Here is a 20,808-nt window from a genome sequence, read left to right on the forward strand (position 1 = left end):
CTCAGTCGCACGGCCACATGATGGGATAGCCGTCGGCGAATTCCTGCGGCATGCGGCAGGCCCGGCCGGTCGACAGCTTGATGATTGCAAAGCCTGTCCGGGCGCGGGCGAGGGTGCGGCCTGACGCCTCGTCGCGGATCTGGAAGCGGCGGCTCAGGCGCAGCCGCCGGTCATTGGATGATACCCAGGTTGCCACAAGGGCGGTTTCGCCCGGCATGGCGGAGCTGATGTAATCGATCTCGTGGCGGACCACGACCACGCCGGCATCGAGCCTGCGGTAGCTGTCGAAATCAAGGCCGAGGGATTTTGAATGCGCCCAGGCACCGTCATTGATCCAACGGACATAGACGGCGTTGTTCACATGGCCGAAATCATCGATGTCCGCGTCTGTCACCTTGAAGGGGGTCACGAAGGGGTCCGGGTGATCCCACTCATGCTCGGCCATGTCGTATTCCTTTCCGGCGGTCGCCCTGTGGCGGCTCCTGCTTGCCACAGCGGGGCCGGTTTGTCACAAAATGAGGCCATGACAGACAGCATCTCCGCCAACGGAAGGCCTGCCGCGCTGCCGCTCGAAGAGCTGGTGGCGGCGCTGGCCCGTTCGCCCCTTTTCGCGGCGGTTGAATTGCCGCAATTGCGGCTCCTGGCCTTCTCGGCAGAAGAACGCCGCTACGAGGCGGGCGTACGAATTGCCGGGCCTGATGCTGTGGATGCGCCGGCCTTTCTCATCAGCGCGGGCCGCGTGCGGTTCGACCCGGCCCGGGACGGGCGGCAGGAAGCCGGGCCCGGGGCTCTGATCAATGCGGCCGGGGCGATGAGCCACGCGCCGCTCACCTACACGATCACCGCCCATGTAGACGTCCGGCTGTTGCTGATCACCCCGCAGCTGGTTGCCCGGCTGATCGGCGAATACCCGGAAATGGGCCGCGCCATGCTGCGCTCCCTCGGACAGGATCTGCGCGGTCTTGCGCGGCAGTTGCGGGCTGAGACAGCTTCTGCGACGTCTGCGGCAGCGGGCACAGCTTTGGGCGCGGCGTCCAATCCGCAGCCCGGCGCAGGCAGCCGGTAGCCTGCGCCCACGCTTTTGAAACCAACGAGATCAATCAAGGAGACGACCATGGCAAGCGCGCGTGAGACGGGAGAGTGGCCTCCCAACATCAAGGCGATCTTCAAGCGGCCAGCACCGGCGAGTGCCTATCTGGGGCTTGAGGTGGTGGACTGCGATGTGGAGGCCGGCACGGTCGAGCTTGCGTTCAATGCGTCCGACCAGCTCTGCAATCTGTGGGGCGGCATTCATGGCGGCATGGTGGCGGCGATGATGGACGACATCCTCGCCATCGCTGTCGGCCTGACGCTCGAATGGGGGCAGATTTCCCCGACGCTGGAAATGAAAGTGTCGATGCTGTCGGTCGCCAAGCCGGGGCGGCTTACGGGCCGCGGGCGTGTGCTGCGGCGGGGCAAGTCCGTCGTTTTTGTCGAGGGCGAATTGCTGGACGCGGAGGGCACGCTGCTCGCCAAGGGCTCCAGCACCTGCACGCTGGTGACGCTTAAGAAGAAAGACGACCGGGCGGCTGACAAGAAGGCGGGCAACAAGGCGGGCAAGAAGGATGGTGCGGCGGAGACCGCCGCCTGATTTTCTCTACAGCGCGAATTCGGCAATGACGGGTGCGTGGTCAGAGGGTTTTTCCCAGCTGCGCGCATCCGTCAGTGTCTGAACGCTCTTCGCCGCCCCGTCCAGGGCCTGGCTTGCCCAGATATGGTCCAGCCTGCGGCCGCGATTGGAGGCGGCCCAGTCCTTCGAGCGGTAGCTCCACCAGGAGAAGAGTTTCTCGTCGGCCGGGGTGAAGAGCCGGGGCACGTCGATCCAGTCATGGGCGGCCAGCACCTGTTCAAAGCGCTCGACTTCTACCGGGGTATGGCTGACGACCTTCAGCAGCTGCTTGTGGGACCAGACATCGTGCTCGAGCGGGGCGACATTGAGATCGCCGACCACCACGCGGGGTGTTGTCGTCTTCTGCTTCGCCTTGCCGAACCAGTCGGCCATCTCGTCGAGGAACTGGAGCTTGTGGGCGAACTTCTCGTTCACCTCAGGGTCCGGCTCGTCGCCGCCTGCGGGGACGTAGAAATTGTGGATCTCCACGCCCTTGGCTGTTGCCTGGATGTGGCGGCAATCCTCCTTGCCGCAGAAGCGTTTCACCGAGGCATTTTCCAGCGGCACGCGGGAGAGGATGGCGACGCCGTGATAGCCCTTCTGGCCACTCTTGACGATGTGCTCATACCCCGCAGCCTTGATTGCCTTTTCGGGAAAGAGATCGTCCGGGCACTTGGTTTCCTGCAGGCACAGCACGTCGGGTGCGTGCTCGTCCAGCAGCCGCGTCACGTGATTGATCCGCAGGCGGACGGAATTGATGTTCCAGGTGGCAACCTTGAGGGTGGCGGATTTGGGCATGGGGCTGTGTCCCGGAGACTAAAACAGGTTGAAACTGAGGCCGGCGATGCCGATCGGCCAGCGGCCGCCTTCAAACAGCCGGAACCGAAGGGCGAAGGGGTGATCTTCCTCGGCCTCGGCGGCGAGCACGAGGGCTGCCTGGTGGCAGGCCTGGATGGCGCTGCCCACGGCGAGGTCGCGGAGTTCATCGGGCCGCTCGTCCCAGATGGCCAGGGCTTCGTCCACCGAGGTGGTGATGGGCTCATGCACCGTGGCGGCGACATGGGTGAGGGCCACCTGCAAGGCGTCCTCGCTGAGACGGTCGAGCGCGTCCATGGTGAGGGCGGCGCGGAGCTGCTCTTCCATTTCCCAGGCGGCGGCGTCGAAATCGAGCGTCTCGGCGGCGGCGGCAGCCTCCGCCCAGTCGGTTACGAGTGCCACGCGTGCATCGGGGAAGCCGAGGGCATCTGCGTAGTGCTCGGCCATGTCCATGGTGCGCGGGCCGGGATGCTCTCCCACATGGGCAAACCAGTCGACGCGGGTGGCGGCCGTGGCGAAGCGGCGGATGCGCGCCAGAGCCGGCAATTCGCTTTCCAGCTCTTCCAGCTCGGTGCCGGAGGGCAGGTCCTCTTCGTCGAAATCTGCTGTCATGTCCGCCGGGGTGCCGCGTGGGGAAGGGAAGGCATCATGGCCGGTTCTTAGCGCGGGGCAAGGGCAAAGGCCAGATGGGGGCGGTGCGGGTCCAGCGGTGTTTGCCGATCGTCCGGAGGGCTGATCAAGCGGGTCTTGTGCGGACGGGTGGCAGGGCAGTGTTGTGGAGCGCGCAAAAGAGAAGCCCCCGGTTGCGGGGACAACCGGGGGCCGCGCGTGTCGCGCTCTTTTGGCGCCGAGAGGGGGATCACCAGCGCCTAAGCGGGGCTTAGCGAACCTTCCGGTGAACGAGCGGGGGGGCAACGCTCAACCGGGACTTGTGGCTCGTGCCCGCTGATGGTCAAGAAGTAGGACCAGAATTCATGCCGTTCAACGCCATTCATTCAATTTCGTGAAGCAAAGATGAATTGTTTGCCCCATTTTGGGCTAAACGCTCATGGATTCCGCACGCGGATAAGTGTGGATGAATGATCATTCACGATTGTTTCAGCCGGATAATCCAGCACTTCTGCGCATTTCAGTGGTTAACAGGAGCGCTGTTCAGCCCTAGTTCTGGCGGCCGCGCAGGGTTGAGCTTTCCGAGTGCAGTTCGAATAGCTCGCCGTCCAGGGTGGCCGGATAGCCGATCTCGGTCAGTGACACCGTGGTCCGGAGGCCCTGGCTGTCGGTGACGATCCAGCGCTGCAATTCCGGATCAGCGCCTGTGAAGATCATGGTCACATGGCCGAGTTCAGGCGCCTCGGGGTCCTCGATGGTGAGGGCCAGCGTGCCGGCCCGGCTGTCGACGCCGATGACCCGCGCATCGCGGGTGATGTCTACCTCGCGGCCCAGCAGCACCTTGAGGGGCGTCCCGTCCAGGGGCAGCTCGTTGGTGACGAAGCTGCCTTCCTTGATCATCAGCTTCTGGCCGCGGGCCACGACCACCAGCTCTTCTTCGTCATAGTCGAAGCGGGCCCGGCCGGGACGCGCCAGATAGAACGACCCCTCGCTCAGCACGCCGTCCGGGTTGATCTGCAGGAAGCGGCCGGACATGTAGCGCAGCTTGTTGAGATAGGAATTGACCCGGGCCACCTCGGCCTTCTGCGCGGCATCGAGTACCAGGGGCTCGCGGCTGACGATCTGGGCTACGGCAGGGGCGATCAGCGCCGGCGCCGCGGCAAGGCCAAGGCAGATGGTCACGGCGGCAAACAGGGAGCGATACATAAGCGGCTCTTTGGTCAGATTGGTCGAGCGGGAACAACACGCGGGCACCGGGGTGGTTTCATGGCGCCTGCCATTGGCGGCTCGCGTGCCGGACATTCCGCCCGGTCCTGCTCCCCCTCGGTCTCATGGGGGCCCACTGTCGCGCGGGCGGATTGAACCTAGCCTGAACAGCAATTCAGGCAAAATGACGGTTCGCTTACGGGATGCGCCGCGAAAGGCCGAAACCCGGGCCGGTGTGGATCAGTAAGCGTGATCGCCCGAGCCGATTTCGCCAATCAGCACTTCGCGTTTGCCCGCATGGTTGGGGGCGGAGACGATGCCTTCCTCTTCCATGCGCTCGATGATCCGGGCAGCGCGGTTATAGCCGATCTGCAGCTTTCGCTGAATGTAGCTGGTCGAGGCCCGCTTGTCGGAGGCAACAACGGCGATGGCCTTGTCGTAGAGCTCGTCGCCTGATCCATCTTCCACACCTGTGCCGAACAGGCTGTCGCCGCCATCTTCCGGCTCGGCGGTGATCTGCTCCAGATATTGCGGTGCGCCCTGTTCCTTGAGGAAGCGCACCACCTGTTCGACCTCGTCGTCCGACACGAAGGGGCCGTGCACGCGGCGGATGCGGCCGCCGCCGGCCATGAACAGCATGTCGCCCTGACCGAGGAGCTGTTCGGCGCCCTGTTCGCCCAGAATGGTGCGGCTGTCGATCTTGGAGGTGACCTGGAAGGAGATGCGGGTGGGGAAGTTGGCCTTGATGGTGCCGGTGATGACATCCACCGAGGGGCGCTGGGTGGCGGTGATCATGTGGATGCCTGCCGCGCGCGCCATTTGTGCCAGGCGCTGGACGGCGCCTTCGATCTCCTTGCCGGCGACCATCATCAGGTCGGCCATTTCGTCGACCACCACCACGATGAAGGGCATGGGGGTGGGCTCCATCTCCTCGTCCTCATAGACGGGGGAGCCGGTCTCGGGGTCGAAGCCCGTCTGCACGGTGCGGGTCAGCATCTCGCCGTCTTCCAGCGCTTCGGCGACCCGGTTGTTGTAGCCCTCGATGTTGCGCACACCGAGCTTGGCCATGGTCTTGTAGCGGTCCTCCATTTCGCGGACGACCCATTTGAGCGCCACCACGGCCTTCTTCGGATCGGTCACGACGGGGGAGAGGAGGTGCGGAATACCGTCGTATACGGACAATTCCAGCATCTTCGGATCGATCAGGATCAGCTTGCACTTGTCCGGCGGCAGCCGGTAGAGCAGCGACAGGATCATGGTGTTGATGCCCACCGACTTGCCCGAGCCGGTGGTACCGGCAATCAGAAGATGGGGCATGCGGGCGAGGTCGCTGATCACGGCTTCGCCGGAGATGTCCTTGCCCAGGGCAAGACCCAGATTGGTGGACGTGGCTTCGTAGTCAGCGGAGGACAGGAGTTCGCGCAGGAACACGGTCTCGCGCTTGGCGTTGGGCAGCTCGATGCCGATGACGTTGCGGCCCGGCACAACGGCTACGCGAGCGGACACGGCGCTCATGGAGCGGGCAATGTCGTCTGCAAGGCCGATCACGCGGCTGGACTTGATGCCCGGCGCGGGCTGCAGCTCATACATGGTGACGACGGGTCCGGGGCGCACCTCGATGATCTCGCCACGAATGCCGAAATCCTCCAGCACCCCTTCAAGGATGCGCGCATTCTGTTGCAGGGCCTCGTCGGAGATGAGTTCGGTCTGGCCTTCCTTGGGCGGGGTAAGCAGCCCCAGCGGCGGCAGCTCGTAGTCTTCGCTGGGGACGAGGTCCAGGGTCGGCTGGCGTTCGGCTGCGGCGCGTTTGCTTTCGCGCTTCGGCTTGGTGATGCGGGTCACCCGTTTTGGCGCCGTGCCTGACGCATCCGGTCCGGCGATGCCCACGGGGGCCCGAGTGACCGGCGTGTCGTCCTCGCGCTGACGCTGGCCGAAGACGGGTTCGCGCCGGCGCTCTTCGTAATAGTCGTCGTCGTCCACCTCGCGGCGGCGGAAGGGGCTGGTGATCCAGTCACCGGCGGTGAGGGCGGCACCTGCGGCAGCATGGGTCAGAGGGCGGGCACGCCAGGCGGCTTCGCGGGTCAAGGCCACGGCCCAGGGCGCTGCCTGGGCCACCTGCTCCACGGTCACGGGCATGGCCCAGCCGGCGAGTACCAGCCCGGCGGCACCGGCAAGCAGCGCGATGACGGGTGCGACAACATCCCCGGCGACGGCATTGGTGGCCGAGAGCAGCAGCGCACCCGCCGCGCCGCCCGCGCCGGATAGGATGGAGAGGTCAAACAGGGACGTGGCGAAGGCCAGGCCGAGGGTTGCACCGATGACGGCCAGAAGCCTGAGGCCGATGCGCTCGATCTCCAGATGGATCAGCAGGCGGGTGCCCCAGACCGCGAGGATGATTACGGGAACAGCGGCTGCGAGGCCCACCGCCTGCAGCATCAGGTCAGCCGCGAGTGCGCCATCGGTGCCGAGCCAATTTTGCGGCTCAACGGTGGTGGCGTGGTTGAGGCTTGGATCGGCCGGGTTCCAGGAAGCCAGGGCCAGGGCGGCCCATCCGGCGGCAAACAGGGCGGCGATGCCCATCGCTTCGTTGGTGCGGTCGCGCAGGAAGTCGCGGACCGCGGGCGGGATCATGCCGATGGCGGTGGTGACGGCAGACGAGATGGTGACGGCGAGGCGCATGGTCAGAATATCTCCGTCATCCGGGTGAGGGCGCGGGCTGTTTCCTCCTCGTCACCCACGAGGGCCACGCGGATATAATCCGTACCCGGATTGCCCTCCGCAGTATCGCGCGACAGGTAGCCGCCGGGCAGAACACGGATACCGGCCTCACGCCACAGGGTGAGGGCGGCCTGTTCGCCGCCGCCGGCTTCGCTCATGTCCAGCCAGAGGAAGAATCCGCCATCAGGCCGGGCGAAAGCAAAGCGGTTGCCGAGAATGCGGGCGGCGGTGTCGAACTTGGCATTGTAGAGCGCGCGGTTCTTCGCGGCATCGTCGTCGTCGTTCCAGGCAGCGATGCTGGCCGCCATGACGGGCAGGGGTACCTGGGGAGCCGCGAGATTACGGAATTGTCCGTAGGCAGATGTTATTGCCGGATCACCTGCCGAAAAGCCGGAGCGCAGGCCGGGCAGATTGTTGCGCTTGGACAGGGAGTGGAAGGTGATGATGCCGTCGAAGCCCAGGCCCGCCCTGTGTGCAGCTTCGAGGATGCCGGTGGGCGGCGTGGCGGTGTAGATGTCCGCGTAGCATTCATCGGCCACGATGGTGATGCCGTGCGCGCGGGCAAGCGTGATGAGCTTGACCCAGTAGGCATCATCAGCGGCGGCGCCCTGGGGGTTGGCGGGTGAGCAGATATAGATTGCGCAGGCGCGGGCGAGTGTCTCCTCGGTCAGCGCGTCGAGGTCCGGCAGGTGGCGCGTGGCGGCGGTGGCGTTGAGATAGACAGGCTCGGCGCCGGCGCCGAGGGCGGCTGCGGCATAGCACTGATAGAACGGATTGGGCAGCAGGATCAGCGGGCGTGTGCCGTCATGCCGGGGGGCAACGACCTGGGCTATGGCGAAGAGTGCCTCGCGGGTGCCGTTGGCGGGCAGGATCATGGCATCGGCGTCGATCGCGCCGGCAAGGCCGTAGCGGCGCTCCAGCCAGCCTGCGCAGGCTGCGCGGAAGTCCGGCGTGCCGAGGGCGGGGGGGTATTTGCCGAAGCCCGCTGCAGCCTCGGTGATGGCCTTCATCACGAAGCTTGGCTGGGGGTGGCGCGGCTCGCCGAGCGATAGATTGATGGGGGCATCGCCGGGCGCAAGGCCGGGCTCCACGCCATCGAGCAGCGCCCGCAGGCGCGCGAAGGGGGATTCGGGCAGGCCCTCAAACCGGTCAAGATACTGGGCCTGCATGAAATCCTTTCTGGCTTCTGCCGGGTACAAGGCGGGGTGGTGTTAACGGATGACGGCGCGCGCGGCGGCTATGGTTCTCTCCTGAAAACCCGCAGTCTCCGGCAGCTTCGGCGCTTAGGCTTAATGCATTGTTAACGCCGGAAGCACGGTCAGCGTTAGGGGTTTTGCGCCAGTTTGAATGAATTGCCGGAGGCGTGTTCAGCGGTCTGGCAGGCGGTGACCTCTAGGCTTCTGGCATGGGCACGCTGCATCTCTCGCTTTCCGTGAGGAGCAGGGTCCGCAGATCCGGGAGGCACGACCATGCGACCGTCTGCAACACCGATCTCTTTTTCCCCGCGCGCGGGGCATGGGCCGGCTGACTGGCTGATGCATGTTGCGGGGCTCCTCGTCTTTGTCTCAGCTTTCGGGTCGATCTTCATCCTCAGCGGCTGCGTGGCGGCCGGGCTGACCATCGCCGAAGCGCTGGCGGTGGATGGCGGGCTGTTTGCGGCTGGGAGCGTGCTGGGCGGTGGTCTGCGGCTCCAGCGCGCGGTGGCTGAGCGGCGGGCTGTTGCCTGTCACCGGCGGGCGGGTGTTTTTGCCCGCAAGGATGTGGCTGCCGTGCCGGTGCGCCGGGAGCGGCCCATGAAAAAGGCCCGGGCGATTGCGCGCCCGAGCCTTGATGTGTGTGGGGGCAGGACGATCCTGCCGGTTGCCTAGCGGGCCGACAGATCTTCTTCCGGATAGGCGGAGATCTGGTGGATTGCGAGGTCGGCACCGCGGGCTTCGTCCTCTTCGGTGAGGCGGATGCCCATCACCGCGTTGAGCAGCAAATAGACCGCGTAGCCGACGATGAGCGCATAGGCGGCGCCCAGGGCCGTGCCGACGAGCTGGGCGCCGAAGGTGACACCGCCAAGGCCGCCGAGGGCCTCGAGCCCGAAGATGCCGCAGGCGATGCCGCCCCAGGCGCCGCACAGGCCGTGCAGCGGCCAGACACCCAGCACGTCGTCGATCTTCCAGCGGTTCTGGGCCAGCTGGAAGGTGATGACGAAGAGAGCGCCTGCGACACCGCCGGTGACCAGCGAGCCGATGGGATGCATGACGTCTGATCCGGCGCAGACAGCGACGAGACCGGCCAGCGCACCGTTATGCACGAAGCCCGGGTCATTGCGGCCGGCGATTAGGGCCGCCACGACGCCGCCGACCATGGCCATCAGCGAGTTGAGGGCGACAAGCCCGGACACGCCTTCGAGCGAGCCCGCGGTCATGACATTGAAGCCGAACCAGCCGATGCACAGCATCCAGGAGCCCATGGCGAGCCAGGGAATGTTGGACGGCGGAATGCCCTGTGCGTTGGGGTGGCCCGGGCGGTAGCGGCCGATGCGCGGCCCAAGCACCAGAATGGCGCCCAGGGCGATCCAGCCGCCGACCGCATGCACCACGACGGAGCCCGCGAAGTCGTGGAAGGGGGCGCCGAGATTGTTTTCAAAGAAGGCCTGGAGACCATAATTGCCGCCCCAGATCAGACCTTCGAAGAAGGGGTAAAGGAGGCCGACGATGATGGCGGTGGCCATGGCCTGCGGCCAGAATTTGGCGCGCTCGGCGATGCCGCCGGAGATGATCGCCGGGATGGCGGCGGCGAAGGTCGCCAGGAAGAAGAACTTCACAAGGTCGAGGCCGGAGGCTGCGAAGGCGACACCGTCCGGACCCGGCGCATTGCCGGACAGCACGGCGGCGGAGAAGAAGAAAGTGGTGCCATAGGCGACGGCGAAGCCGACGAAGAAGTAGGCGATGGTGGAGATGGAGAAATCCACCAGGATCTTCACCAGGGCGTTCACCTGGTTCTTGCGGCGCACGGTGCCGACTTCGAGGAATGCGAAGCCGCCATGCATGGCGAACACGAGGATGGCGCCAATCAGCACAAAGAATACGTCTGCGCCGGTCATCACCGTGGACACGGTGGCCGGATCAAGGTCTCCCATGGGTCTTTCCCCTCCAGGCGGGTGCTGCCATACGGGCCTTGGATGGCCGGTTTTGCGGCAGGTCGTGGGTGTTGAAGATGGCTTGCGCACTCAAGTGCTGTGCCAGCCCAAATGACAGGCAGCGAAAGCCTAGGGCTAACAACAGGTTAACGCCAGAGCGCCCATGCGGGCGGCAGGCTGCCCAATGGCTGTGCGCCTATTTTTGAGGCAGCAAATCTAGGCAGAGCGCCTGTTCCTTAGGCAATAAAAAAAGGGCCCGGCGGTGATCCGCCAGGCCCTGAAGGTGGGAGGTTGCCCGTTCACGCGGCCGTCCAAGGGAGACAGGCCAGAAGCGGGCGAGGGAAAACAACAGGAGCACCGGGCGGCCCGAAGGCTGCCCGGTGCGAGAGCGTTAGATGGTCTGAGACCCGCGGCCGAATTCCGGGTAGGCCTCGAGGCCAAGCTCGGCGCGGTCGAGACCGTCGAACTCTTCCTCGGAGGTGGCCCGGATGCCGATGGTGAAGCGGAGCACCAGCCAGAAGACCAGGCTTGCCACCACCACGAAGGCGCCGATGGAGGCCACACCGATGAACTGGGTCACGAAGTTCGTGTCCGTGTTCGTCAGCGGCACGGCCATGGTGCCCCAGATACCGGCCAGCAGGTGGACCGGGATGGCGCCGACCACATCATCGATGTGCAGGCGATCAAGGAGCGGCACCGTGAAGACCACGATCACGCCGCCGATGCCGCCGATGATGGCAGCCATGGCGAAGGTCGGGGCCAGCGGTTCGGCGGTGATGGACACCAGACCGGCCAGGGCACCGTTCAGCGCCATGGTCAGGTCAACCTTCTTGTAGACGACCTGGGTAAGGATCATCGCCACAACACAGCCTGCAGCAGCGGCGATGTTGGTGTTGGCGAAGATGCGGCTCACGTCAGAGGCGTCACCCAGCGTGCCGAGGGCAAGCTGCGAACCGCCGTTGAAGCCGAACCAGCCGAGCCACAGGATGAAAGTACCCAGCGTGGCGAGCGGCAGGGACGAACCCGGGATCGCGTTGATCTGGCCGTCCGGACCGTACTTGCCGGTGCGGGCGCCGAGGATGATGGCACCAACCAGAGCGGCCCAGCCGCCGGTGGAGTGCACGAGGGTGGAACCCGCGAAGTCCGAGAAACCCATCTCGGAGAGCCAGCCACCGCCCCACTGCCAGGACGCCTGGATCGGGTAGATGAAGCCGGTAAGGATCGCCACGAAGATCAGGAACGGCCACAGCTTGATGCGCTCGGCAACCGTACCGGACACGATGGACGCGGTGGTTGCGCAGAACACCATCTGGAAGAACCAGTCGGACGTGCCTGCTGCGTAGGTGAGATCCTCGGCATCGTGAGCCGGGTGCGAGAACCATGTGAAGGAGCCGAGATAGCCACCGTCGACGCCGTCATACATGAGGTTGTAGCCCACCAGCCAGTACATCAGACCGGCAATGGAGAAGAGGGCAATGTTCTTAGTGCACTGCATGGCCACGTTCTTGGAGCGGACGAGACCCGCTTCCAGCATGGCGAAACCGGCCGCCATCCACATGACCAGGAAGCCGCCGATCAGGAACAGCAGCGTGTTGAATACGAAATAGGCTTCTTCCGGCGAGGTCGACGGCGGAGCCTCTTCCTGCGCGAGTGCCGGGTCCACCAGCATCACGCCTGTCAGGGCTGCCGCAACGGCGATGCCCCAGTATTTCTTCAGGTTGTCCATTCAGATTTCTCCTCTCACACGAAATCTTCTAGAGGGCGTCGCCGTCGGTCTCGCCGGTGCGGATGCGCATGACTTGATCGATCGGGTAAACGAAGATCTTGCCGTCGCCGATCTGGCCGGTCTTGGCGTTGGACGCGATCGAGTCCACGACCTGGTCGACCTGCTCGTCCTTGATGACGACTTCGACTTTGAGTTTCGGCAGGAAGCTCACGGCGTATTCCGCGCCGCGATAGACTTCGGTGTGGCCCTTTTGCCGCCCGAAGCCCTTTACTTCCGTCACCGTCAGACCCTGGACGCCGAGCGAGGTCAGTGCCTCGCGGACTTCGTCCAGTTTGAACGGCTTGATGACTGCCATTACGAGTTTCACTTGGGCCTCCTTCGCATCGTTTGGCCGTTTTCTGTTTGGCCGGTGGTTTGTGTCCCGGAGAAAACGCGCTTCGAGGCACGTCCCAGCCCCCCAGGTGCGGTTAAGGACTCATGAAGCGTGCCAAACCGGCAGAAAATGCCTAAGCTGTTGATTCGTAGGGCAGTTTTGAATCGCCGATGACTCAAAGAGCGGCAGATGATGCCTGTTTATGCACATTATTTGGGCATTGATGCTTCAATGCCTATTTTTTATGCGTACTGGCTAGACTGCGGTCTGCTTCAGCTTTTCCCGGCCTAATCATCGCGCTAGGTTTCGTCTTGATTTCCTAGAAAAGCGCCGCCGGGCCGCCGGTGGCGACGCCAAACGGCAGGCCCGGGCAACGGGACCGCCGCAAGAAAACCCCAGGGAGGGGAAACGAATGAGTTACTGGAAGGGCCCGGGGTCGGTGACCCCAGCCATGGCCGGTCTTGCCATTGGCGCGGTCTTCATCGTGTCAGCACTTGCGCTGGGTCCCGGCGGGTCGACGGGGACAGCGCCCGCGCCGGCCGAGATGGATCAGACGGCTGACACACCCGCTTCCGAAGAGGCCGGGGCCCAAGAGGCTGGGGCCGACGCAGCCGCCGCTGCTGCTGTTCCCTCAATTGAGGAGGCAACACAGATCACCAAGGCGCGGATCGTTGCCGCCGATAGCGAGCCACAGAACTGGCTGTCGCACGGCCGCACCTACTCCGAGCAGCGCTACTCGCCGCTCACCCAGGTCAATGCGGACAATGTGGATGAGCTGGGGCTCGCATGGTCCTACGAGATGTATACGACGCGTGGTCTTGAGGCCTCGCCGATCGTCGTGGACGGCTACATGTTCGTGACCGGCAATTGGGGCGTGACCCATGCGATTGACGCGCGCACCGGCGAAGAGCTGTGGATGTTCGACCCGAAAGTGCCGGGCGAGTGGGGCCGCTATGGCTGCTGTGACGTGGTCAACCGCGGCGTGGCCGTGTGGGAAGGCAAGGTCTATGTGGCCTCCTTCGACGGCCGCCTGCATGCGCTGGACGCCAAGACAGGCACGCCGATCTGGCAGGTGGACACGGTCAACAACACGCCGCCCTACACGATCACCGGCGCACCGCGCGTGATCAACGGCAAGGTCATTATCGGCAATGGCGGCGCGGAGCTGGGCGTGCGCGGCTACTTCACTGCCTATGACGCCAATACCGGCGAAGAGCTGTGGCGCTTCTACACGGTGCCGGGCAACCCGGACGAGCCGGTTGAGAACCCGCACCTGGAAGCCGCGATGGACACCTGGTCGATGGGCGAAGGCTATGACGGCCCGCCGTGGTGGGAAGTCGGCGGCGGCGGCACGACCTGGGATTCCATGGTCTATGACGCCGAACTCAACACGCTTTATGTGGGCGTCGGCAACGGCTCGCCCTGGGCGCGCTATGTGCGCTCGCCGGGCGGCGGTGACAATCTCTACCTGTCGTCGATCCTGGCTGTGAACCCGGATACGGGTGAGCTCAAGTGGCATTACCAGACCACGCCGGGCGACACATGGGACTACACGGCCACGCAGCACATCATTCTCGCCGACATGGAAATCGACGGCGATATGCGCAAGGTGGCGATGCAGGCCCCGAAGAACGGGTTCTTCTATGTGCTGGACCGGGTGACGGGCGAACTCATCTCCGCGGAGAAGTATACGCTGGTGACCTGGGCATCCCATGTGGACATGGAAACGGGCCGTCCGGTGGAAACGCCTGAATCCAACTACAAGGACCAGACGCAGGTCGTGTTGCCGGGCGCCATCGGCGGGCACAACTGGCACCCGATGGCCTACAACCCGGACACGGGCCTTGTGTACATCCCCGCCATGGAGACCTTCGGCATCTACGCGGACGCGTATGAGAGCTATGAGATCCAGGAGCGGTGGTGGAACACCGGCATGAAGTGGGATGCCTATTACGACGAGATCATCCGGACGCTCGAGGCGGAAGGTGACCTGCCGTATAACCGCGGCGTGCTGAAAGCCTGGGACCCGGTGAAGCAGAAGGAAGCCTGGGCGGTGGTCCATACGGATCACTGGAACGGCGGCGTGCTGACCACGGCGGGCAATCTCGTGTTCCAGGGCACGGGCGACGGCAAGTTCCGCGCCTATCGCGCTGACAATGGCGAGCAGCTGCTGGAGATCGAAACCAAGACCGGCATCATTGCGCCGCCCATCACCTATGCGGTGGATGGGGAGCAATTTGTGGCGGTGCTGCTGGGCTGGGGTGGCGCGGCCATCACGGCCGGTGACGCCCGCACGGCGTCGGCGGCGCGTTATGGCAATGAGGGCCGTCTGCTGGTTTTCAAGCTTGGCGGCGAGGCGGAGTACCCGGAAGTGATCGAGAAGAATCTCGACATTCCCGAGCCGCCGACCGATGTGCAGCTCTCGGCCATGGAGATCCGCAAGGGCGGCCAGCTGTTTATGGGCACCTGCGCCCTGTGCCACGGCGCGCTCGCCGTGTCGCCGGGTGTGGCACCGGATCTGCGCTACATGTCCGAAGGCGTGCATGCCAATTTCAAGGACATCGTCGCCAACGGCATTCTTGCCCATTCGGGCATGGCCAAGTTCTCGGACCTGCACACGGACGAAGAGTTTGACCTGATGTATGGCTACATCGTTGCCCGGGCCCGCGAGGACCGGAAGGCAGCGCTGGCCGCACAGGAAGGCCAGAACGGCGGATAATCGTCCATTCACGGAAAAAGAAGCGGGCGCCGGAGCAATCCGGCGCCCGTTTTCGTTTCAGGACAGGACTGCCTCGACGGCCCGGGCCAGCTGCAGCAGGCGGGCATCGTGGCCCTTCGGGGCCATCAGCATGAGGCCGACCGGCAGGCCTGCCCTGCTGGTGCCGCAGGGCAGGGTGATGGCGCACAGATCAAGCTGGTTGCCGAGGGTGGTGTTGCGCAGGGCAAGCCGGTTGGCACGGTCATAGGCGGGGCCGCCGTCGGCGAGGGCGTCAATTGGCGGCGGGTCGATGGGGATGGCGGGCAGGGCAACGGCATCAAAGCCGGCCATGGCCTCGATGAACTCCCCGCGGATGATTTTCCGTTCACGGACGAGTGTCCAGGCCTCCGCTGCGGTGGGTGCCGCCCCGCCCTCAAAGCGCTTGCGTACCGGCGGGTACATGAGCTCGCCCCTGGCGGTTATCTTCTCCTGCCAGATGGACCATGCCTCGACGGCGGGCAGGGACAGGCCGCGCTCCCAGGTGAGGGCGTTCATGCGCGCAAGGGCCGGCAGGTCTGCGTGGGTAATTTCGGCGCCTGCACGGGCGATGGCGGCAAGGGCCGCCTGCACGGTTTCGGCAATGCCGGGGTCGCACTCATCGAAGACGATCGCGTCGGGAACGAGGAGCCTGCTGTCCGACAGTCGCAGCTGAGATGCCAGCGGATCTGCGTGGCCTGTGAGGAGGCTCCAGATGGCGGCAGCATCGGCGACGCTGCGGGTCAGCGGGCCGATGGTATCGAGGCTCGGGCACAGGGGGACAACGCCGTCGAGGGGTGTTGTGCCATGGCTCGGTTTGAAGCCGACGACGCCGTTCCATGCCGCGGGAATGCGGACGGAGCCGCCGGTATCGGTCCCCATCGCCGCAGCGCACATGCCGCGGGCGAGGCTTGCGCCTGCGCCGGATGACGAGCCGCCGGGTACGCGCGCGGTCGCCCTATCATGCGGGTTGGCCGGGGTGCCGAGCACCGGATTGATGCCGAGGCCCGAAAAGGCCAGTTCGGTCATCGCGGTCTTGCCCAGGCAGACCGTGCCGCCGGCCCCCAGCCGCCGCAGGGCCAGGGCATCGCGGGTCGGTGTGCGGCCCGCCAGCATGGCGGAGCCGGCGCGGCACTCATCACCGGCGCTGTCGAACAGGTCCTTCCATGAGAGCGGAACCCCATCAAGGGGCGAGCGGGGCAGCCCGCGTGTGGCGCGGTCATGGGCAGCGGCCGCTTCGGCGCGGGCGCGGGCGAAGGTGCGCACATAGAAGACATGCGCGTCCGGGTCGCCGGCCTCGATTTCGGCAATGAAGGCTTCGGTGGCATCGCGCGCGTCGGTCCTGCCTGAGGCGATGGCGCGGGCAAGGTCGAGGGCGGATAGGGGGATGGGGTCACTCATGGCGCGCAGCCTAGGGGCTGGCGGGACATTTCGCCACGGGATTGCGCGCCGCCGGTGCTTTGGGCTTGCCGGATGCGGGTCTCTCCGCCACCTTTCCCCCCATGAGCAGGCTTGATGCAGATGTGGTGATCGCCGGGGGCGGTCTTGTGGGGCTTACGGCGGCGCTGGCGCTGGCCAGCGGTGCGGCGGGGACACCGTTCAAGGTGATCGTCGTCGACGCGCTGGACCCGGCGAAGGTCGTGGGTGTCGCCTATGACGGGCGCAACTCGTCGATTGCCTATGCGTCCTGGCGGATGTTCGAGGCGCTGGGCATAGCGACGCGGCTTGAGGGACGCGAGCAGCCGATCAACGATATCCTGGTGACGGACGGCAAGGTGCGCGAAGGCGCGTCGCCGATGTTCCTGCATTTCGCCGCCGCCGAGATCGCCGACGAAACGGGCGACGCGCCGCTTGGCCATTTCGTCGAGAACCGCCATCTGCGCGAGGCGCTGCAGGGCGCTGTTGAGGCATGTGACGCGATCGAGCTGATCGCCCCGATGGCGGTGTCCGGTGTTGCCTATGAGCCGGGCCATGTGGCGGTGACGCTTGCCGATGGCCGGGTGCTGACCGCGAGCCTGTGTGTGGCGGCGGACGGGCGCGGCAGCCCGGTGCGCGAGGCTGCCGGCATCAAGACCATTGGCTGGTCCTACGACCAGATGGGCATCGTCACCACCATGGTGCACGACAAGCCGCATGAGGGTGTGGCGCAGGAATATTTCCTGCCCGGCGGTCCCTTTGCAGTGCTGCCGATGACCGGCAACCGGTCATCGCTGGTGTGGACGGAAAAGACCGATATCGCCAAGGCGATCATGGCGCTGGATGATGCGGGCTTTGCAGCGGAAGCGCAGAACCGGTTCGGCACCTATCTGGGCCATTGCGCGCCTGAGGGCCCGCGCTGGTCCTATCCGCTGTCATTGCAGCTGTCGCGTGACTATGTCCGCCCGCGGCTGGCGCTGGTGGGGGACGCCGCCCATGGCATCCACCCGCTGGCCGGGCAGGGCTACAATCTTGGCATGCGCGATGTGGCGGCGCTGGCCGATGTGCTGATCGAGGCCCGCAAGGTGGGCCTTGATATCGGGGCGCTGACAGTGCTGGACCGGTATCAGCGCTGGCGGCGGTTCGACAGCACGGCGCTGGCCGTGATGACCGACGGGCTCAATCGTCTGTTCTCGAATGATATCGGCCCGCTGCGGCTCGCACGTGACCTCGGGCTCGGCCTCGTCAACCGCTTCGGCCCGGCCCGGCGGCTGTTCATGCGCCAGGCGGCGGGGGCGGTGGGTGAGCTGCCGAGCCTGATGCAGGGCCGCGGCCCGGACGGCAAGGCAGCCTGACGTTTCAGCCCAGCCAGCCCATTTGCCGTCCGCCGATTATGTGGATGTGCGCGTGATAGACGGTTTGGCCGCCCTGCGGGTTGGTGTTGATGACAAGCCGGTAGCCTGACTGTGCCACGCCGTGCTCTTCCGCCATGCGGACCGCGAGGTTGATCATTTCAGCACGGATTGCCGGTGGTGCATCTGCCAGCGAGAAGTAGCGCTTCTTGGGGATCACCAGAAGGTGGACCGGGCCTTGCGGGCTGATGTCCTGGATGACGAAGGCGTTGTCGGTTTCGGCCACCCATTTGTCACGCGGGATCGTTTCGAAGGGGCTTGGCTGTGACAGGCTTTCGGTCTTGATCGCTGGTAGACGCCATTCAGCGGCCCGCCAGAAGATCCAGCTCAGGGGATCAAGTGTCCCGATGGCGAAGGCGGCCAGGGCAATGAGCGGCCATTTGATCCGTGACAGCATGACGGTCCCCCTATGCGGTGCAGCAACCGGGAAACTATCGGCGCCGATCAATCGCGGCTCAAGCCCTTGGCTTTCAGGTCGAGCAGGTAGGCGTGCATCTTGGCGTCAGCGTCACGGCCCAACTCGTAGAGGTAGTCCCAGGTGAACAGGCCTGAATCGTGTCCATCGGAAAAGATGATGCGCAGGGCGTAGGTGCCGACTGGCTCGACATTGGTGATCGCCACGTTGCGCTTGCCGGGCACGGTTTTTTTCTGGCCGGCGCCATGGCCCTGGACCTCGGCGGAGGGGCTTTCCACGCGCAGCAACTCGGCCGGCAGGGTGAACATTGCTCCGTCGTCAAAGGTGACGGTCAGGGTGCGTTCGCTCTTCTTGAGCGAAATGTCCGTGGGCCAGGGGCGCGCTCCTGATCGGCCGGTGCCGCTCATCGCGGGCCTCAGGCGCCTGCTTCTTCGTCGGTCAGCTCGCGGGCTTCTTCCGGCAGCATGATGGGGATGCCGTCGCGGACCGGATAGGCCAGGCGGGCTGCCTTGCTGATGAGTTCCTGCTTGTCCTTGTCGAAGGCCAGGGTGTCGCGGGTGACCGGGCACACCAGGATTTCCAGGAGCTTGGGATCCACTTCGCCGGCTGCGGCGTGCAGGGTGCTGTCAGCTGCGGTGGTGTCGGACATGGGTCGGTTCCTTGAAGGGCCGCGCTTTATTGCAGCGGTGTTTCGTCGTCAGTCTGGGTTTGTGCCAGCGCCATCTCGGCCAGGGCAATCAAAATCTGGTTGCGGTGCTCGAGCGTCTCCGCCTCCAGCATGGCCTGCTTTTCCTGCGGGCCAAAGGGCGAAATCATGCACAGGGAGTTAACCAGCGCTTCGTTGGAGGAGCGGTCGATGGCGTCCCAATCGGCCTGCAGGCCGTTGGCATCAAGATAGCGGCGCAGGATATCGAGCAAGCCGTCGCGGTCCACGTCCAGCTCGCCGGACCCTGCGGCTAGATCATTGGCGAAGGGGGTGAAATCGGCGCGGACCTGGCGGAAGGGCGTTACCGCGTTGAGTTCCTCCACCACCCGGAAGCGGCAGATGCCGGTCAGCGTCATCAGGATGCGGCCGTCATCGGTCTCGTTGAAGGCGGTGATGCGGCCCGCGCAGCCGACGTCGTGGATGTCCGGGCTGGCGCTCGCATCTCCCTCGCCGAACATGGCACCGGGGCTTTTCGGCTGCACCATGCCGATCAGCCGGTCGCCGGACCTCAGGGCCGCATCCACCATGGCGAGGTAGCGGGGCTCGAAGATGTTGAGCGGCAGCACGCCACGGGGCAGCAGCAGGGCGCCGCCCAGGGGAAAGACCGGCAGGGTTGCCGGCAGGTCCGTGAGGGTCTGGTAACGGGAGGCCATAATGCCTTTCTGGTCGCTCTTGCTGCGCCCGCGTGGCGGGCGGCTTCAATCGGGTGCGGTCAGCTGAACAGGACGGCGGACAGCTTGCGCCGGCCGGCCTTGGTGGCGTCGTCCATCGGGCCCCAGGCTTCGAAGAACTGCACGAGCTGCTCGCGGGCCGCTTCGTCATTCCATTTACGTTCCCGGCGGACGATTTCCACCAGGTGGTCGGTCGCGCCTTCCCGGTCGCCGGCGGCGTTCAGCGCCACGGCGAGGTCAAAGCGGGCCTGGTGGTTGGCGGGATCCGCCTCGACGGCGGCCTGGAGCGGGGCGAGATCGTCATTCGCGGTTGCAGCACCTGAGCGGGCCACCTCTAGGGCGGCTGCGGCGCCCTTCACATCCGGGTCTTCGGCAAGCTTGCCCTCGGCAAGGCCGAGCACTTCGGCCGCCCGGTCATGGTCGCCGCTTTCGATGTAGCAGCGGGCGAGGCCGGCGATGGCCTTGGGGTTTTCGCGGTCTTCCTGCAGGACGGCGGCAAAGGCCTGGGCGGCTGCGCCGATGTCGCCTGCATCCAGCGCGGCCTGGCCGGCCTCGAGCATCTGTTCGGCCTGGGTGGGGGCCAGCGCGCCGCCGGCAAGCGCCTCGACGAAGCGCTTTACCTGGCTTTCCGGCAGGGCACCCATGAAGCCGTCCACCGGCTGGCCGTTCTTGAAGGCGAAGACGGCGGGGATCGACTGCACGCGCAGCTGCTGGGCCACTTCCGGGTGCTCGTCGATATTCATCTTCACGAGCTTCACGGCGCCCTGTGCCTGCTGCACCACCTTTTCGATGATCGGGGTGAGCTGCTTGCACGGGCCGCACCAGGGCGCCCAGAAGTCGACGATGACCGGCGTCTGCATGCTGGCTTCCAGCACGTCGGCGGCGAAGGTCTGGGTCGTTGTGTCCTTGATCAGGTCGCCGGCGGCCGGTGCCGCGCTGCCTGCGCCCTGTGCGCTGCCCTGAAGGCCCTGGGGGCCGGTGGCGCCGAGACTGTCACTCATTCAAACTGCTCCTGCCGGGCCTGTCGGGTGTGCCCGGCTGTCCTGTCGGTGTGCTTGTCGGTCGATGGGGCCATATCCGGCGCGAATTTCGCCGGAAGGCGGCCCTTTCCGGACCCTAGATATGGGCATGGGGACCCTTTTGGCTACCCTAGCACGGCACGGGGCGCGCACCAGAGCGCTGAGGGACGGGGAACGGCTCGCCCGGAGGCCGGGAGGGCGCACTTTTT

Annotated in this window: 20 protein-coding genes; 5 read left to right on the forward strand and 15 right to left on the reverse strand. The window is 65.5% G+C overall.

Going from position 1 to position 20,808, the window contains the following annotated elements:
* Window position 1: 1 nt before the first annotated feature.
* Complete coding sequence (locus tag HG718_RS13655) at window positions 2–445, reverse strand: acyl-CoA thioesterase (protein WP_160587157.1); 444 nt, start codon at window positions 443–445, stop codon at window positions 2–4.
* Window positions 446–523: 78 nt separating this feature from the next.
* Between HG718_RS13655 and HG718_RS13660 the strand changes: the two genes are divergently transcribed.
* A complete protein-coding gene (locus HG718_RS13660; protein ID WP_160587158.1) occupies window positions 524–1,066 on the forward strand; it encodes a Crp/Fnr family transcriptional regulator in 543 nt (180 codons plus the stop codon).
* A 48-nt stretch (window positions 1,067–1,114) separates the two neighbouring features.
* On the forward strand, window positions 1,115–1,630 hold the full coding sequence (locus tag HG718_RS13665; RefSeq protein WP_160587159.1) for a PaaI family thioesterase: 516 nt from the start codon (window positions 1,115–1,117) through the stop codon (window positions 1,628–1,630).
* A gap of 6 nt (window positions 1,631–1,636) precedes the next feature.
* Here the strand turns inward: HG718_RS13665 and xth are convergent, their stop codons facing one another.
* The 5 genes from xth to HG718_RS13690 all read right to left on the reverse strand — a co-directional run bounded on the left by xth (window position 1,637) and on the right by HG718_RS13690 (window position 8,166).
* On the reverse strand, window positions 1,637–2,446 hold the full coding sequence (xth, locus tag HG718_RS13670) for an exodeoxyribonuclease III (protein ID WP_160587160.1): 810 nt from the start codon (window positions 2,444–2,446) through the stop codon (window positions 1,637–1,639).
* 18 nt (window positions 2,447–2,464) lie between these two features.
* A complete protein-coding gene (locus tag HG718_RS13675; RefSeq protein WP_160587161.1) occupies window positions 2,465–3,076 on the reverse strand; it encodes a hypothetical protein in 612 nt (203 codons plus the stop codon).
* A gap of 546 nt (window positions 3,077–3,622) precedes the next feature.
* Window positions 3,623–4,375, reverse strand: coding sequence for a LolA family protein (locus HG718_RS13680; protein ID WP_160587162.1), 753 nt, complete (start codon window positions 4,373–4,375; stop codon window positions 3,623–3,625).
* 144 nt (window positions 4,376–4,519) lie between these two features.
* Window positions 4,520–6,958, reverse strand: a complete 2,439-nt coding sequence (locus HG718_RS13685) for an FtsK/SpoIIIE family DNA translocase (RefSeq protein WP_160587163.1) — start codon at window positions 6,956–6,958, stop codon at window positions 4,520–4,522.
* Between the two features lie 2 nt (window positions 6,959–6,960).
* The gene (locus HG718_RS13690) at window positions 6,961–8,166 is read right to left on the reverse strand and encodes an aminotransferase class I/II-fold pyridoxal phosphate-dependent enzyme (RefSeq protein ID WP_160587164.1); all 1,206 of its coding nucleotides are present in this window, start codon (window positions 8,164–8,166) and stop codon (window positions 6,961–6,963) included.
* A 300-nt stretch (window positions 8,167–8,466) separates the two neighbouring features.
* On the opposite strand from HG718_RS13690, the gene HG718_RS13695 reads away from it, so the two are divergent.
* Window positions 8,467–8,865 carry a hypothetical protein gene (locus tag HG718_RS13695; RefSeq protein WP_160587165.1) on the forward strand — a complete coding sequence of 133 codons (399 nt, stop codon included), beginning with the start codon at window positions 8,467–8,469 and terminating at the stop codon, window positions 8,863–8,865.
* Here HG718_RS13695 and HG718_RS13700 read toward each other — a convergent pair.
* The 3 genes from HG718_RS13700 to HG718_RS13710 form a co-directional block, all read right to left on the reverse strand.
* Window positions 8,862–10,127, reverse strand: a complete 1,266-nt coding sequence (locus HG718_RS13700) for an ammonium transporter (RefSeq protein ID WP_244617636.1) — start codon at window positions 10,125–10,127, stop codon at window positions 8,862–8,864. The genes HG718_RS13695 and HG718_RS13700 overlap by 4 nt on opposite strands.
* A 391-nt stretch (window positions 10,128–10,518) precedes the next feature.
* Entirely contained in the window at window positions 10,519–11,853 is a 1,335-nt protein-coding gene (locus HG718_RS13705) for an ammonium transporter (protein WP_027845715.1), read from the reverse strand.
* 28 nt (window positions 11,854–11,881) lie between these two features.
* Window positions 11,882–12,220, reverse strand: a complete 339-nt coding sequence (locus HG718_RS13710; RefSeq protein WP_027845714.1) for a P-II family nitrogen regulator — start codon at window positions 12,218–12,220, stop codon at window positions 11,882–11,884.
* Window positions 12,221–12,638: 418 nt separating this feature from the next.
* Here HG718_RS13710 and HG718_RS13715 point away from each other — a divergent pair, with 418 nt between their 5' ends.
* The gene (locus HG718_RS13715; RefSeq protein WP_205345646.1) at window positions 12,639–14,945 is read left to right on the forward strand and encodes a PQQ-dependent dehydrogenase, methanol/ethanol family; all 2,307 of its coding nucleotides are present in this window, start codon (window positions 12,639–12,641) and stop codon (window positions 14,943–14,945) included.
* A 57-nt stretch (window positions 14,946–15,002) separates the two neighbouring features.
* Here HG718_RS13715 and HG718_RS13720 read toward each other — a convergent pair whose 3' ends face one another.
* Complete coding sequence (locus tag HG718_RS13720; protein WP_160587166.1) at window positions 15,003–16,361, reverse strand: amidase; 1,359 nt, start codon at window positions 16,359–16,361, stop codon at window positions 15,003–15,005.
* 101 nt (window positions 16,362–16,462) lie between these two features.
* Here HG718_RS13720 and HG718_RS13725 point away from each other — a divergent pair, with 101 nt between their 5' ends.
* On the forward strand, window positions 16,463–17,731 hold the full coding sequence (locus HG718_RS13725; protein ID WP_160587167.1) for an FAD-dependent monooxygenase: 1,269 nt from the start codon (window positions 16,463–16,465) through the stop codon (window positions 17,729–17,731).
* Window positions 17,732–17,735: 4 nt separating this feature from the next.
* Here HG718_RS13725 and HG718_RS13730 read toward each other — a convergent pair whose 3' ends face one another.
* Genes HG718_RS13730 through trxA form a run of 5 tightly spaced genes read right to left on the reverse strand, consistent with a single transcriptional unit; the run spans window position 17,736 to window position 20,581 of the window.
* Window positions 17,736–18,185: an HIT domain-containing protein gene (locus tag HG718_RS13730; RefSeq protein WP_160587168.1), complete on the reverse strand. Its 450-nt coding sequence runs from the start codon at window positions 18,183–18,185 to the stop codon at window positions 17,736–17,738.
* A gap of 47 nt (window positions 18,186–18,232) precedes the next feature.
* Entirely contained in the window at window positions 18,233–18,610 is a 378-nt protein-coding gene (locus tag HG718_RS13735; RefSeq protein ID WP_160587169.1) for a gamma-butyrobetaine hydroxylase family protein, read from the reverse strand.
* 8 nt (window positions 18,611–18,618) lie between these two features.
* Window positions 18,619–18,852 (reverse strand): Trm112 family protein, encoded by a 234-nt coding sequence (locus HG718_RS13740; protein WP_160587170.1) that lies wholly within the window; start codon window positions 18,850–18,852, stop codon window positions 18,619–18,621.
* Window positions 18,853–18,878: 26 nt separating this feature from the next.
* Window positions 18,879–19,562, reverse strand: a complete 684-nt coding sequence (locus HG718_RS13745) for an LON peptidase substrate-binding domain-containing protein (protein WP_160587171.1) — start codon at window positions 19,560–19,562, stop codon at window positions 18,879–18,881.
* A 59-nt stretch (window positions 19,563–19,621) separates the two neighbouring features.
* Window positions 19,622–20,581, reverse strand: coding sequence for a thioredoxin (gene trxA / locus HG718_RS13750; RefSeq protein ID WP_160587172.1), 960 nt, complete (start codon window positions 20,579–20,581; stop codon window positions 19,622–19,624).
* Between the last annotated feature and the right edge of the window lie 227 nt (window positions 20,582–20,808).

It is taken from the genome of Pyruvatibacter mobilis (assembly GCF_012848855.1).
GTDB lineage: Bacteria > Pseudomonadota > Alphaproteobacteria > CGMCC-115125 > CGMCC-115125 > Pyruvatibacter > Pyruvatibacter mobilis.